17 protein-coding genes and 1 riboswitch are annotated in these 14,801 nt (G+C 46.2%); of the genes, 4 read left to right on the top strand and 13 right to left on the bottom strand.

The features are described from left to right. The first annotated feature begins 202 nt into the window (after positions 1–202). Positions 203–334: riboswitch (cyclic di-AMP (ydaO/yuaA leader) on the top strand. 5 nt (positions 335–339) lie between these two features. Then, positions 340–804, top strand: a complete 465-nt coding sequence (locus J2X75_RS02895; RefSeq protein WP_124113963.1) for a C40 family peptidase — start codon at positions 340–342, stop codon at positions 802–804. A 72-nt stretch (positions 805–876) separates the two neighbouring features. Here J2X75_RS02895 and J2X75_RS02890 read toward each other — a convergent pair whose 3' ends face one another. The 4 genes from J2X75_RS02890 to J2X75_RS02875 all read right to left on the bottom strand — a co-directional run bounded on the left by J2X75_RS02890 (position 877) and on the right by J2X75_RS02875 (position 2,696). Then, positions 877–1,206, bottom strand: coding sequence for a carboxymuconolactone decarboxylase family protein (locus J2X75_RS02890; RefSeq protein WP_017689352.1), 330 nt, complete (start codon positions 1,204–1,206; stop codon positions 877–879). 143 nt (positions 1,207–1,349) lie between these two features. After that, positions 1,350–1,568, bottom strand: coding sequence for a hypothetical protein (locus J2X75_RS02885; RefSeq protein ID WP_124113962.1), 219 nt, complete (start codon positions 1,566–1,568; stop codon positions 1,350–1,352). Positions 1,569–1,687: 119 nt separating this feature from the next. Continuing rightward, positions 1,688–2,017, bottom strand: a complete 330-nt coding sequence (locus J2X75_RS02880) for a hypothetical protein (protein WP_036609615.1) — start codon at positions 2,015–2,017, stop codon at positions 1,688–1,690. A gap of 97 nt (positions 2,018–2,114) precedes the next feature. Continuing rightward, a complete protein-coding gene (locus J2X75_RS02875) occupies positions 2,115–2,696 on the bottom strand; it encodes a xanthine phosphoribosyltransferase (protein ID WP_036609617.1) in 582 nt (193 codons plus the stop codon). Positions 2,697–2,900: 204 nt separating this feature from the next. Here J2X75_RS02875 and J2X75_RS02870 point away from each other — a divergent pair, with 204 nt between their 5' ends. Beyond that, a complete protein-coding gene (locus J2X75_RS02870) occupies positions 2,901–3,956 on the top strand; it encodes a YkvI family membrane protein (RefSeq protein WP_310334199.1) in 1,056 nt (351 codons plus the stop codon). A 128-nt stretch (positions 3,957–4,084) separates the two neighbouring features. On the opposite strand, the gene J2X75_RS02865 is transcribed toward J2X75_RS02870, so the two are convergent. The 6 genes from J2X75_RS02865 to J2X75_RS02840 form a co-directional block, all read right to left on the bottom strand. Beyond that, complete coding sequence (locus tag J2X75_RS02865; RefSeq protein WP_074094467.1) at positions 4,085–5,215, bottom strand: glycosyltransferase family 4 protein; 1,131 nt, start codon at positions 5,213–5,215, stop codon at positions 4,085–4,087. A 191-nt stretch (positions 5,216–5,406) separates the two neighbouring features. Then, a complete protein-coding gene (locus J2X75_RS02860) occupies positions 5,407–5,955 on the bottom strand; it encodes a GNAT family N-acetyltransferase (RefSeq protein WP_310336629.1) in 549 nt (182 codons plus the stop codon). A 107-nt stretch (positions 5,956–6,062) separates the two neighbouring features. Continuing rightward, on the bottom strand, positions 6,063–7,106 hold the full coding sequence (locus tag J2X75_RS02855) for a hypothetical protein (protein WP_310334196.1): 1,044 nt from the start codon (positions 7,104–7,106) through the stop codon (positions 6,063–6,065). Between the two features lie 97 nt (positions 7,107–7,203). Continuing rightward, positions 7,204–8,007, bottom strand: coding sequence for a Cof-type HAD-IIB family hydrolase (locus tag J2X75_RS02850; protein WP_036670159.1), 804 nt, complete (start codon positions 8,005–8,007; stop codon positions 7,204–7,206). Positions 8,008–8,428: 421 nt separating this feature from the next. Then, positions 8,429–9,175 carry a pseudouridine synthase gene (locus J2X75_RS02845; RefSeq protein WP_310334194.1) on the bottom strand — a complete coding sequence of 249 codons (747 nt, stop codon included), beginning with the start codon at positions 9,173–9,175 and terminating at the stop codon, positions 8,429–8,431. Continuing rightward, on the bottom strand, positions 9,172–10,869 hold the full coding sequence (locus J2X75_RS02840) for an RsmB/NOP family class I SAM-dependent RNA methyltransferase (protein WP_310334192.1): 1,698 nt from the start codon (positions 10,867–10,869) through the stop codon (positions 9,172–9,174). Before J2X75_RS02840 ends, J2X75_RS02845 begins: the two co-directional genes overlap by 4 nt. Before the next feature lie 221 nt (positions 10,870–11,090). Between J2X75_RS02840 and J2X75_RS02835 the strand changes: the two genes are divergently transcribed. Further along, positions 11,091–11,639 (top strand): thioredoxin family protein, encoded by a 549-nt coding sequence (locus J2X75_RS02835; protein WP_253433370.1) that lies wholly within the window; start codon positions 11,091–11,093, stop codon positions 11,637–11,639. Positions 11,640–11,857: 218 nt separating this feature from the next. On the opposite strand, the gene J2X75_RS02830 is transcribed toward J2X75_RS02835, so the two are convergent. The 3 genes from J2X75_RS02830 to J2X75_RS02820 all read right to left on the bottom strand — a co-directional run bounded on the left by J2X75_RS02830 (position 11,858) and on the right by J2X75_RS02820 (position 14,374). Continuing rightward, entirely contained in the window at positions 11,858–12,340 is a 483-nt protein-coding gene (locus J2X75_RS02830; RefSeq protein WP_310334189.1) for a DUF309 domain-containing protein, read from the bottom strand. Next, positions 12,327–13,142: a GTP diphosphokinase gene (yjbM, locus tag J2X75_RS02825; protein WP_124113953.1), complete on the bottom strand. Its 816-nt coding sequence runs from the start codon at positions 13,140–13,142 to the stop codon at positions 12,327–12,329. The genes J2X75_RS02830 and yjbM overlap by 14 nt, the downstream gene beginning before the upstream one ends. Positions 13,143–13,276: 134 nt before the next feature. Further along, complete coding sequence (locus J2X75_RS02820) at positions 13,277–14,374, bottom strand: quinone-dependent dihydroorotate dehydrogenase (RefSeq protein WP_124115506.1); 1,098 nt, start codon at positions 14,372–14,374, stop codon at positions 13,277–13,279. A gap of 255 nt (positions 14,375–14,629) precedes the next feature. Between J2X75_RS02820 and J2X75_RS02815 the strand changes: the two genes are divergently transcribed. Continuing rightward, positions 14,630–14,767, top strand: coding sequence for a hypothetical protein (locus tag J2X75_RS02815; protein ID WP_017689367.1), 138 nt, complete (start codon positions 14,630–14,632; stop codon positions 14,765–14,767). Positions 14,768–14,801 lie beyond the last annotated feature (34 nt).

Here is a 14,801-nt window from a genome sequence, read left to right as displayed (position 1 = left end):
CTCATGACAAACCTATTTATTTATCCAAATTCGTCTTAAACGAATCATTAATGACGTTTTTGTCATGAATGATTCCCAAACTTGATCCCTTCTTTCATATAAAAACCTTAATTCCGCTAACATTGAGGTATTACGAAGGGTTTTAAATGGGTTTGACAATTACGCATTTATGCAATATAGTTTCAAATAGTTACAAAAACTTAATTATTCATTGCCGAGTTTCATGTTTGAAAACGGGGGAACCAATTTGGGTGAATTATTCTTATACATAGGAAATATAGGGAACCTTCTACCGAACCCTTAGCTAACTCCGTAGGCATCGAAGGGAGAACATTGATTTTGAAAAAACTGATTATCTCCATTTTTGGAGCAGCTGTATTATTTACATCCGGGGCAACAAGCACAGAGGCAAGCAGTATCAACTCCGTAGTGAACAACATGACAGGTATACCTTACAAATGGGGTGGCACGACTGTAGCCGGCTTCGACTGTTCTGGTTTTATGAGATATCTTTTCAACAAATACAGCATTGAATTGCCACGTACTTCACAGCAGCAAGCCAAAGCAGGTACGCCTGTATCGAAAAGCAACATTCGCACAGGTGATCTGGTGTTCTTCAATACGATGGGCAAAGGCATTTCACATACAGGTGTATATATCGGCGGCGGACAATTCGCTCATGCCTCCAGCAGTAAAGGTGTAAGCATCACGAAGTTATCGAATCCATACTTCAATGATCGTTACGTAACAGCACGTCGGGTAACTGGACAGTTTATGTATGATAAAATGTTAGGTAAAATGTAATTCACATACAAAAAGGCATCGGTTATTAACCGGATGCCTTTTTTGTACTTAAAATGTATGTTGTATTGCTTATTAATGCAGCGCCTTCTGCACTCGCATCGCACCCTGAGACAGGGCATGTCCTCCTCCAACAGCTCCGGCCACCGCAACGGTCTCCATAATCTCCTGATCTGTTGCTCCCTTGGCACGGGCTTCTTCTACATGGTAGAAGGTACATACCTCATTGTTGGCGAATAATCCAATCCCAAGCGCAATTAGCTGTTTTGTCTTGGCATCAATCACGCCAGGTTGGAAACATTCTCCGGTAAACTCATGATACGACTTCACCACACCTGGCAGTACATCGCTTAATGCTCCAATCTGATCCTTGTAGGCATGAACTTTATCATTCATCAATGTCATGGCTTGTAGCACACCCTCTCGGCTTATAGTTACAGATCTTCCTCACTGTACCTATCTTCTCTCCCGAGTGAGTCAATTATGCCAAGAAATCATGGTAATTCCAAACATTTAAACGCTCATGGCTCTGCCATAATTATAAGCTATTACTCACCAAGTGGACTCTGGCGAGGCTCGCTGAACAGCTGATATTTGTAACTGCGATCCAGCTTAACTACACGTCGATTCTGACGCCGGATAAGTACCTGCTCGCCATCCCAGGCAACAACAATCCCGGTTACATCGTTAGATTCCAGCTCGTCCCGTACTACTCTTACTTTCTCACCTGACAGACGCAGGGCGTCCAGTTCTGTATCACTGATCATCTTCATGGCTCCTATATTCCAAATTTATTTACAAAAAGAGACCTAAATGAAATGTCATTTAGGTCTCACGTGACTGTATCGGACTGTCATGTCATTCGAAATTATGTCCCGACTGAAAGTTACCGCTGCGCGTGCTCTTTGCTGTCGTTCTTCTCGAACCAAAAATCAAGCACTTTGGCGGACATCACACGTTCTTCAAGGTACTCCACTTGATGCGGTGTAAATTGTTCTTTCCAAGAGAAGGACAACTCTTCGCACAAGCCTACAATCGTCAGTAATTCTGACCAGGCAACATAGCGTTTGTACCAGAAAAATTGAGGATGTTCAATCATATAGGGATAAAGGTCATCGAATTCCGTATGTTTACAATCCAGGGCACGTTCAAAATGAACTTTCGATTCCGCCAGCTTATCATTAAAAAATTGTTCTGTTGCCGGTTGGTTCCCCATGGTGTTGCCTCCTCTCCCTAACATAACCCCATTATAAATGAAATCCGCGGTCATGCAAAGGCATAGTTCAAAAAATAGGCCCTATTCCTTTAAAATGTCACATTTCGTTATCGTCAAATTGTACCGTACCATCGTTCAGGGAACGAATGCGTACCAAGGCTTCCACCGGAATACCCTGTTCACGAATCGTGCGTGCCCCTGCCTGGAAACTTTTCTCGACCACAACGCCGAATCCGACAAGTTCCGCACCGGAACGCTCGATAATTTTGATGACGCCACGAGCAGCATCGCCATTGGCAATAATATCATCAATGAACAAAATGCGGTCATTCTCATGAATGAACTCGCGAGATACCATAATGTCAGTTACAATTCCTTTGGTAAAGGACGGTACGCGCTCACAGTAAGCATCAGGATCAGCCAGAAGTGTTTTTTTGCGACGGGCGAATACAAGTGGCACCCCAAGTTCATAGGCTGCTGCAAACGCAACCGGAATCCCTGAGGATTCTACCGTGATTACCCGAGTCACTCCACTTTCACGAAAACGGGCTGCAAACTCACGTCCCATCTCCATCGTTAATGCAGGATCAATCTGGTGGTTCAACAGACCATCCAGTTTCAATACTTGATCCGAGATAACAACACCCTCTTGTAAAATTCGTTGTTTCAATAATTCCATGATTTGACCTCCCAAGCCTATCCTATGAGGTAAAAGTATCATATATCTATCTATAAGTTCAAGCGAAATTGCCTGGGCGCTGTCCTTGAGACACAATTCAAGCCAAAGCACATTATCGATTGTCATGACTTTCGTGGGTCAAGCATACCTTGTACCATGGTACCCGCATGTCCAAACTATTCAGGGGCCTGAGAGGGGAAACACATGAAACAGGCATTTCGGGTGCTGCAGATCGCATTTACATACATCGGAACGGTTGTCGGAGCCGGCTTCGCTACAGGGCAGGAAATTTTGCAGTTTTTTACCCAGTATGGCAAATGGGCCACCGTCACCATAGGCTTATCCACCATGCTCTTTGTCTGGTTAGGTACCAAAATGATGCTGATCGCTCACGATACCGGGTCCCGCTCTTATGAGGACCTGAACAAACATTTATTCGGGCCCAAGGCGGGCAAATGGATCACCTGGGTGACCCTTCTCATTCTCATTGGCGTGAACAGCGTCATGCTTGCCGGAGCGGGTTCCGTTTTTGTCGAACATCTGGGTTTGCATTATCAGACAGGTCTGATCGTCACACTTGTAGGGACATATCTGCTTCTCGGTCGGGGCATCCAGGCTATCCTTCAAATGAATAGCATCGTCGTGCCCATGATGCTGCTGTTATCTCTGCTCATGATCACCAGTACCATCCATCATCCAGGAGCTTCCCGATTCATCACATTGACGACAGACTCAAATCCTATTCAAGTATGGCTGTCTCCACTGTTGTATAGTTCGTTCAATCTGGCGTTAGCTCAAGCTGTTCTTGTGCCCGTTGGCAACCAGATTCGCAGTCGGAATGTGCTGAAGTGGGGCGGAGTATTGGGTGGAATTGGCGTAGGTTTCATGCTGATGGCAGCTCATTTTGCCATGTCAGCACAGATGCCAGGCATCATCCAATTCGAAATTCCGATGGGCAGCATTGCCTTTCAACTTGGATGGGCAGTACAATCTGTATATGTATCCCTTATTTTCATGGAAATATTCAGTACATTTGTTGCCGATATCTACGGCATGACCTTGCAACTCAGACAACATATACGCGTTCATCCCCGTTTCATTACATTAACCATTATGCTGCTGTGTTACTCACTCAGTCAGTTTGGATTCAGTTCTCTACTATCCATCCTTTACCCTATCTTCGGAAGTTTGGCACTGTTCTGGGCAGCCAAATTGGTATTAAACCGCTGGGGTGCCTTCCGTGGACGCAAAAATATATAAACGGTGATGTACTTCATGAATATGAGCATCCGTTTGCTTCATACCATAATTCATCACTCATGCGCCTTCCTTTTGCATGAAAAAAAGCCGCTGTTTAGCACAGCGGCTCGCACTTTTTGCTCTCTCTTTTAGGCCTTGCTGGGAAACTGTAAATACATCTTCTTCAACTCATTGACCGATCTGCCGAGCGAGTAATGTGTTTTGGCTTTTTCACACGCTGAACGGGCAAGTTCATAACGATAAGCCGGATCGAGCATCACCTTTTCAAGCGCTTCAGCCAGTGCAGAAGGATCTTCTGCCGGTACAAGCAACCCATTGCTACCATTCTCGATCTGTTCCGGTATACCACCTACATCCGTACCCACAAGAGCAAGACAACTCAGCGCCGCTTCAGCGAAGACGGAACCAAATGCCTCTGCCCGTGAAGGAAGTACAAAAATATCAAAGAATGGCATGAATTCCTCAGGGTGCAGTGTGTAACCATAGAAAATGGTCTCATTATAGATTCCCAATCGCTGCGCCAATTCTTCCAGATCAGGACGAATCGGTCCGTCTCCAATAATATGTAACACATAATCATGACCTCGGCCCTTCAGCTCCGCACAGGCTTTGAAAAGAATATCCAACCCTTTTGCCGGAACAAGCCGACATACCGTGACCAGCTGTGGTATCGCATTATCATGAGGAATCGGCTTAAAGCGCTTCTCATCAAATCCATTGGGAATCACACCGATGACATCAGGTTCCTTCACATAGGGAGCCAGATAACGACGGAACGAATCCGACACCGTCAAGAGGCGCTCTGCCTGATGTTCCAGCTCACCATATATCGCAAGCAGGAATCGATGCTCCGGTCCATCCGTTTCAATGCGTCCATTAAGGATCAATTCTCGTTCATAACTGGAGTGAATCGTCTGAATAAGGGGTGTATCCGGGAAAACCGTTTTCATCGCAAGTCCTGCAATTGGGTGGTGTGCATGGATCAGATCATAGGGCTTCTGAATACGCAGTTTGGTCCACCAAAGATAATCACGATAGGTTTGAATATATTTTTGGACAACAGGACTATCCTGATATTCCGTCCAGTCAAACGTTTCGAACTGAACTTCCTCTCTGCCCTTGTTGCGAATTCGCTTTGGCAACGAGAATAGATCCATTTCCCACCTCGGGGTTGTAAATCTCTCTTGCATATACGGAATCATAGAGGATACACCTCCGGGCTGCTCCGGAGGAAAGAAAAGCGCCTGCAGCAATTTCACCGTTAGTTTCCCCCTTTCTAACTTACGTACTGCTCTACTATCCATTATGACATAGGGAAGCCGGAACATCTATATTACGATAACTCGTATATACAACATATTCATGAAACGTTCCCCTCAGAAGCAAAAGCTTAATCCAGCAGTCAACCGCTCGTGCTTGTCGTCAACATATTCATTGGATAACCAGAATTTCAGCTTAATACCTCCACGGGCTTCTCATATGTACTGTAACCATCGGTCTCTCCCAAAAAAGTATACCCGTTCCGCGCGTAAAAGGCGTTCAACGTAGCATTGCTCGCTCCGCAATCTAACCGAACAGTTTGTTTGCCTTCAAAATGTATGCCGCTGCTGGACCATTGCAAAATGGATCGTCCCAGACCGCTCTGAGCATATTTTCTTCGAATTGCTAGCCGATGCAGATAAATTGCGCCATCCTCGGCATGAGCTTTTGAACCCCAAAGATGAATATCCCAAGGGCTTGGCTGAACCAAAAGGATGACCATCCCCGCTACGTCCGCTCCTTTTTTAAATACAAACACATCTCCACGCCGAATCGCCCCTGCCGTATCATGTGAATCTTCACCTTTAAGCAAAGCGTTCCATTGGGAAGAACCTTGGCTCTGTAACCATTCGGCTGTCTCCACCAGCAGCGACATCACATCCTCCGTATCTTCCGGCTTCGCATGAACCGCTTGAAAACCATCGTTAATATATTCGCTACTGATCCTGAATGAGTGCATCATTGTTCTCCTCCGCTTCCTGATCTCTTTTAAACTAATGGTACTATACCGGGAAATGGATTTTTCGTCAAAATGAGAACATAAAAAAGGTAAAAGGCAGCTGCCTTTTACCCATCTATTCTGGCTTCATCAATAATCTGATTTCGATACAACATCGTCAGGTGCAGGGTATCAAACTCCATTTCCTTTTCCAACTCCTGCATCAACACTTCGACTAGACTCTTTCGCTGAATGCTAGTACCAGGAACCTCGTAATCAATGTATCCCGTAAGATCCGAATGAGAAGTGTCTATTGTTGCTGTTCCCACAGGCAATCCACCTCGTTCCTGAAGAAACAGCTCATATATCCGGAACTCCCGATCCTTACGCTTCAACATGACATAACATGTTTCTTCAGCAGCTTCCAACTCATCCAGATCCGATTCATCGGTATCCTCAAACTCCTCGGAGAAATCGCGATGTACCCACTCTAGCGTCTCAAGTTCGTTGCCCTGATGCCACATGCGGATTGTAATCGTATCGATGATATCTTCATCCAGCTCTCTGACCAGCAACTCTGCCGCAGCTTCCAATTGATTCTCTTCCGGCTCGTCATACCAGTGTATTTCACCTTGTACATCAGCGCCATATTGTTTTAAGGAAGCTTCTGCAAGTTCCTGCCCTTCGACATCATTGAATATATACGTCGATATGCTGCGTCCTGCGCTTACCATTTCCATCTCCAGAACCTGATCCCGATCTTCATATGTAAACGATTCGGCTTGAGAAACAGGGATTACCTTACTGCCACTGCTGCTGTCTATATCGTCATAACTGCCTTCGTCATGATTCATCTCTTCAGACGGCCACATTGTCTCTGACTCAGGCTTATGCAGAACCGAATGTAATGAGCCACAACTAACCAGCACTTCATAATATGCAGCTTCCAACGCATCTGCAAGAGATTGGACATAGGCATGTACTTTTTCCACGATACGTTCCTCTGTACCATCTGGCAGAGACTCCTGCTCGATCTGAAGACTACCTGATAAACGATCTCCTTCTCTGTACACAAGGAAAAGTGAGCCTGCATATTGACCATTGACCATCACGTCCTGTACTTCTCCACCTGATGTCCGCAGGTCTGCAACCAATTCCACATCATATTTCATCACGTGTCCTCCTCCATTCCTAAAGTTATTCTCTTAGGATGCCCCTAAAGACGGTAGATTATGAGGGAACCGTGGATATCAAATATAAGATGTAAGGTTAAACGGATAACACATATTTTTGGATCGCGTGTGCCACACCCTGCTCGTTATTGGAGAGTGTAACCTCGTCCGCAGCAGCTTTCACCTCGTCCGGTGAGTTATCCATGGCAATACCTTTGCCCGCAAAGGTCAGCATCGTAATATCATTAAAGTAGTTACCAATTGCCATGATCTCCGAAGGCATGATTCCCTTTGATTCGGCAAGCCTTTTAAGCGCAGCGCCTTTGGACGCTTCGGGATGCATCAGATCAATAAAAAAGTCACCACTCCGTGTCATATAATAAGGCAGATTCCAAGTAGACCATTCCTGAAGTACTGCATCCATCTGTTCAATCGGACCAAATGCAGTGAATTTCGCCAGCGGTTCTGTCATGTCAACCCACTTGGGTAACTTCAGTGGCTCTGCCATAAAGTTGTAATACATCTCACGCACCTGCAAACCCAAACCTTCTGGTTGATCCACATACAGACCAAATGCTGTATTGATATCAAAATGTACTCCATTGGTTCGACAGTAGGATATGATTGGCTCCAGTCCTTGTCCATCTAATGCAAAATGATGAACCACCTCACGGGTATCGACTTGCGCCGTTACGGCGCCATTATGCGTAATCACATATCCATCCAGTCCCATCTGCTCCATAAAAGGAATCGTGTTGGCAGGACCTCTACCTGAACACAGAACGATCTCTGCTCCCTGACGGGAAGCTTGGATCAAGGTCTCCTGAGTCCATTCGGTAAGTTCATGATGATCATTCAGCAGTGTTCCATCTACATCAAGTGCAATTAATTTATAAGTCATTCTGGCTTCATCCTCATCTGTTAGTTGTCGCACCCACCCAAACCCTCCCTTCCGAGGGAGGGCCCCAGAGGGCTCTGCCCTCTGGACTCCCGTCTTGCTCATCGGTGTTAGGTCGGGTCTTGCTATGTAACGATTGTCGTAGGAACGCTTGTTGCCGGGCACACCGCTGGTCAGCGGCGGTCCCGCCCAAGCTTAACCGGGACCATTACGGGCAGGGCTTCGCTCTCTGCCCGGCTCCCTGCTTCACTTCGTGAAGAACGGGAGCTTTCTCGCCTTCGGCGTTGGTATCGGGGCTTCGCTTCCCTCCACAACTCCCTGCTCCGCTTCGCAAAGGACGGGAGCTTTTTCGCCTGCGGCGTTAGTATCGGGGCTTCGCTTCCCTCCACAACTCCCTGCTCCGCTTCGCGAAGGACGGGAGCTTTTACTTCCGCAGAAGGCTCAACTCATCTGCGGTTAGTTCACGATAGCTTCCGATAGCAAGATCGGAAGCTAATTCAAGCTCACCCATGGCGACGCGTTTCAGATAGATCACTCGCTTGCCTACCGCCTGAAACATACGTTTCACCTGATGAAATTTCCCTTCGTGAATAATAAGCGAGATCGACGAGATCATGCCTTCTTCGGTCTCTTCCCGGCCAAGTATAGTCAGCTCAGCAGGCAATGTCTCGTATCCGTCATCCAATTGAATGCCCGCTTTGAAACGTTGCACATCTGCATCCTCCACGTTTCCCAATACACGGGCTTCGTAGGTTTTGGGCACATGCTTGCGTGGAGATAACAGATCATGGGCAAGTGGACCGTCATTCGTGAGAATGAGCAGTCCCTCCGTATCCTTATCCAGTCGTCCCACAGGAAACGGGTTGAAGACCCTATCCTCTTTCCGCAGCAGATCCAGTACCGTCTTATCTCTGTTATCCTCGGTAGCAGACACGACACCAGGAGGTTTATGCAGCATCAGATAGATCATCTCCCGATACACAATTCGCTCCCCATCGGCTTCAATGACGTTAACCTCCGGATTCACCTGTACGCCGCTGTCTTTCACTGCTTTGCCATCTACATGGATTCTGCCCTGTTTCACCATCTTTTTGAGTTCACTACGTGTTCCCACACCCATATGACTCAATATCTTATCTAGACGCAGTGTTTGTTTCCCTTTTCCACTCATACCGATGTCCACCTCCAGCCTGCCGGATATTCATTCTTCAGTACACCATCCAGCCATTTTCCCCAGCCAGCGGCATAACCATCTACACATACAAGAACGTACCCTTTGGCAAACGTATCCGCCTTGAGCACCACTCGTTCTTCTTCAATATTTAACGTTTCACCCTTGAGGTATCTCACGGCTTCGCCATCAGCGGATGACAAATTTACGCTTCTCCGTGCTTCAGATGCATTCAGAGCACACGCAAGCGGGTGGGACGGAACAAATCGTCCATTCTTGATCGTGCCCATAAACCAGCCTGGACGAATGACTTTCAGTCCCTTCAACCGAGCTGCACCAACCGATGATTGATACACACGATCTCCGTAACATACCGTCTCTCCAGTTAACTCAATCTCCAATTGTTCTTTCATAAACTGAGTGTAGATCGCAACCGGATCAATACGTGCCGGATCAGCTCCGCGTCCCTGACCCCGTTCCGATTTACGTCCACCGTGATCTTTACCTTTTTTGCTCTGTCTACCCGAATTCTTGCCGCCATCAGCTTGTCTGTCATGGGACTCTCGGGATTCGATTCGCAACAAACGTTCCTTTTTACGATCAGCCTTGGTCATAGCAATTGAAGAAGCAGCAATAGAGTGATCCTTGTTCCCCTCTACTTCAATCCTGGACACATCTTCGACCTGTCCATACTCCATTGCTCCTTCTTTAACTACTCCAGGTTGATCTGTTTCTAATCCTTGCCCTGCACGATGCTGCAATACAGCGACATAATGTCCCTCTCCTTCCAAAAGGTGAGGCCACAATCTTGCGGTACCACGCGTTTGATCCAACACAGCTTCCGTCTCTTCCGCCTTCTCAGGCATCATCTGACGTACCCATTCCGGACGTCCTGGAGCAAACCCTGTCTCTTCAGGAATTTCCATGACTACGAAATCACGGTTTACATTCAGGAACTCCGCAATCATCGCTTCATTTTCCTCCGGCGCAAAGGTACATGTCGAATATACAATGGTACCTCCCGGAGCCAGCAATCGTGCCGCAGTCTCCAAGATATCCCGCTGCATGAGCACACATTTTTCCACCGAATGATGTTCCCACGATTTCACCATGTCTTCATCCTTGCGGAACATGCCTTCACCTGAGCAAGGCGCATCAATTAATACTTTGTCAAAATAATGAGGAAATGCATTTGCGATCCGCTCTGGCGATTCATTCAACACAACGGCGTTACGTACCCCGTACAATTCCACGTTCTTGGCCAGCGCTTTTGTGCGTTCAGCATGGATATCGTTCGTGACGAGTACACCCTTGCCTTGCAGCTTTGCAGCAATCTGTGTCGTTTTTCCTCCCGGAGCAGCACATAGATCAAGCACGCGATCTCCAGGCTCCACCTGCAATAATTCAACTGGAGCCATTGCACTTGGTTCCTGTATATAATACAGACCTGCATGATAATAAGGGTGCAGCCCCGGTTTAACACCATGAGGTACATAGAATCCTGTCTCACACCACGGAATAGGTCTTAGGTCAAACGGAGCAATCTCATCGAATTGTTCCATCGATATTTTTAGCGTATTCACTCTCAGTCCCGCATGGGGAGACTGTTCATAAGATTTCATAAATTGTTCAAACTCATCACCCAGCAAACTTTTCATTCGCTCAGCAAATATCAAAGGTAACTTTACACCCATATTCCCACTCATCCTGTCTTGGTAAGATTGCAATATCGTTTTATTTTATCATATCCAAGCTTTGCTTTCCTATCATATCGTATCTATTCCACTACAGCGTGTAATGTAGTATAATGGCAAGTAGATTGATTCCTGAGCAAAAATTCGGGTGTTTATGCATATTATCCCAACCTTTATTTTTGCCCAAACTATATTTCGATATGATCGATGGGGGATGTCCAATGAAATCCAAGAAGAAAAAGAAAAGTGCTGCGATCCTTATATTCCTGGGTATTTTAATCATTATGATTGCAGCATTGGTTGTCGTAGACCAACAATCCAAAAAACAGATGGATTCAGTGGAAAATGCTTATGGCATCGCTGCTTCCAAGCTTAATCCAGCTACACGTGAATTGCTTAGTGATCCCAACTATCAACAAATTATTGTGCCCGCTGATCTCAAAGCCAAAATCGATAACAAAGACAGCTTTTTTGTTTATTTCTTCGCTTCCGACTGCTCGCACTGCCGTGCCACAACACCTCAGTTGATGCCACTGGTTGACAGTGAAGGTATTGAGCTTCCGCAGTTCAATCTGCGCGAATTCGAAGCAGGATGGACCGATTACAACATCGAGTTCACGCCTACACTCGTCTATTATGAGGCCGGTGTCGAGAAAGACCGTATGGTTGGCGGACTTCAAGAGAATGGCAGTGACCAAGGCTATACGCTGGATGATTACAAACAATTCTTCCAAAAATATAAAGGCAGTGCCACTCCTTCGGCAAGCTAACTAATAGATCATTTTCATAATTAAGCACAATAAAGGTACTTATATCACCAGACACTGTTCTGTTGAAGGACAGGCTGTGCCACCTGCAATTATCTGAATATGACGCAACATTCAAAAACACCCCGATCTTTCCCTTTACAGGAATCGTCGGGGTGTTTCATAATCATGGAACTTCATATCCATTGGATGCTCATTTGAATGCTAAGACTGATTACGGCTTAACTTTTACCCTGCTCCATGGCCTTCATCTTCTCTTCGTATATTCGCCCTCTGGTAGGACTCCGGCGTTGCGGAATATTAGGTTTTAGCTCAAGCGATCTTCTAGATATCTCCTGTTCTAAGACCTCATCCACAATTCGTATGGACAAATCCCTATAAGTCACAGACTGAGCATCTGATTGGGACAGTTCCTTCACGATTTCCTGTACATCCCGCACCAAAGTCCCAAGGTCAATGCCCAGAATCGTATCAGGATAAGGTTCCAGAAGGTCAAGTGAGCTCTGTAACATCATCGTGCCTCCGCGGAGATTGCCATTCCTGAAGTGGTATAATCCAACAGCAATCTGCAACAATCCTTTATAGAGAGAATCCCGGTCCCGCTCAAGCCACAATTCTTCCAGCACCTCATGGCACTCGAAATAATCCTGATCCCGATTGAAGTAGATTAAGTAGTCAATGTACAGTGGCTCATAGATGCTCATCCGGGTTTTCGCCCTTTCTGGCGTTGTTCAGAAGTGTTTTCACGTCATCCAGCAAGTCTTTGAGCCCTTCCATATCATGTCGTTCCCAGTAATCGTTAAAACGCTTCTGTGCTTCAATCGCTTCACTGACAAGGTGGTAGAAGTATAATTGATGAATGATATTCAATGTTCTTGACACGATATTGGAATCATCCTCAAATGCCTTCTGTGCCTCCAAAATCTGTAGACGAATGGCAGACATCTCATTATCCAGTACAAAAGCGGCCTCCGCTGTTTTTTTCAACCTGGCTCGCATATCATCCGGTAAACTCTCCCGAAATTTATAACTCAGAGAATGTTCAATGGTAGCCCAGAAATTCATGGCAAGTGTACGGATCTGAATCTCGGCCAATACGATCTTTTGTCCCAGAGCCGTCTGAACGGGATACTCAATAATCATATGGAAGCTGCGATAGCCGCTCTCTTTGAAATTCGTAATATAATCTTTCTCAATGAGTACCGTGAGATCCTTGCGGCCTCGAATGTATTCGGCAACCCGACGGATATCATCTACGAATTGGCACATGATACGGATACCTGCAATATCCTCAATGCCTGTCTCCACGTCATCAAGCGACACATTAAGTCGTCTGGATTTCTCCAGAATACTGGATATTTTTTTGACACGACCGGTAACGAATTCAATCGGGGCATACTCTTCCCGTTTTTTCAGCTCCGCCCGCATTGTCTTAAACTTAACTTTTAATTCCTCTACCGCTTGTTCATAAGGAAGTAAAAATGTACCCCAGTCTCTACCGTCCATGCTTATGCCTCCTGTCTCTATAGCGTCCCCTGTTCTATTCCATTATACATGATGTTTGGTGGGGGGAAGAGTCCCGAACCATTTTACGCTCTTCCATGCTTCTATATTTTCAATCCGGGGATCCACATTCCTTCTTAACGATGCTCCGCACCAACCGCTTCAGAGATATGACGATAACCGTCCTTGCGCAGTAACTCACGCAGTCCGGCATGAATACGCCGATTCACCTCAGGTCCTTCGTAGATTAATGCTGTATATATTTCGACCAGACTTGCTCCGGCTTTAATTTTCTCGTAAGCATCCTCACTTGTGAAAATACCACCTGAACCGATGATCGGAAGTTTGCCTTCGGTCTGACGATAGATCTGGCGAATAATCTCCGTAGAACGCTCACGCAGAGGTTTGCCGCTCAGACCGCCAGTTTCTTTCGCATGTTGGTGGGAAAGTCCTGTACGACTGATGGTTGTGTTCGTTGCAATAATGCCAGCAACACCGCTGTCTGCAATGGTGCGAACCATATATTCAAGTTCCTGATCATTCACATCCGGTGCGATCTTCACCAGAACGGATTTGGTCGCTCCGCCCGCTCGTGCATGCTGCACGTTCATCTCGTTCATAACCGCAGCGAGCAGTTCCTTCAATTCATTCCCATGTTGCAGATTACGCAAATCCGGTGTATTTGGTGAACTGATATTAACCACGAACAGATCAGCATAATCGTATAATGCCTGAATGCACTTCGAATAGTCCAAGTGAGCTTCCTCATTAGACGTTGCCTTATTCTTGCCGATGTTAACAGCCACTGGAATACGCCGATCCTGTAGACGTGCCAATTCACCTGCCATCGCTTCCGCACCAAGATTGTTGAAGCCCATCCGGTTCACCAAAGCCTCATCTGGAGGCAAACGGAACAGCCGTGGTTGATCGTTACCTGGTTGTGCAAGTGGTGTCACGGTTCCCACTTCCATGAATCCAAATCCGATGGAAGAAAAGCCCGTTACGGCCTGCCCGTTTTTGTCCAGACCCGCAGCCAGACCAACAGGTGTAGGGAAATGACACCCAAACATGTCAACAGCCAGATCAGACGTTTCACGAACGCCGTACATCACTCGCAGTCCGGAAGGAACCGGACGGATGCTACCCATGCCACTAAGGCCGCCAATAATCAGATGATGGGCCTGTTCAGGGTCCATTTTGAACAACAAAGGTTTAGCAAGACTTCTGTATAACAAATCACTCACTCCGTTCTGGTCCGGTACGCCAAAAAGCCGTTGTCCGTCTTTTCATATGTAAAAAAACACTCTACACACAAGTCTATCTGTTTCTTATTAAAAAGGAAAGTAATTTGCGCATAGACAGCACAAATCGAATAATACAAAATGCTCACAAGAAATCCACCCGCCCACTGGTAATGACGAGTTGAATTCTTTACAATGAGAGCATGGTTACTCTACACCAGTTCTATTCCAAATAAGGAGGAATAACTCATGGCTCCCAAACGTAAACCACCTGCATTACAGCAAAAGAAAGAAGAAGTGAATCGCAAAGCCATTGCATGGACTGCAGCGAGTGTAGGCGGCTTGATCATCATCATTGGTGCTCTTATCATTATTGCCAACATGTAGATGATTCAGGCTGAATCCATCTGATTCTACATAT

Origin of the sequence: Paenibacillus sp. 2003 (assembly GCF_031455635.1) — a bacterium.
Classification (GTDB): domain Bacteria; phylum Bacillota; class Bacilli; order Paenibacillales; family Paenibacillaceae; genus Paenibacillus; species Paenibacillus amylolyticus_B.
The sequence above is the reverse complement of the archived record's forward strand: the minus strand, read 5'-3'. Positions and strand labels throughout refer to the sequence as shown.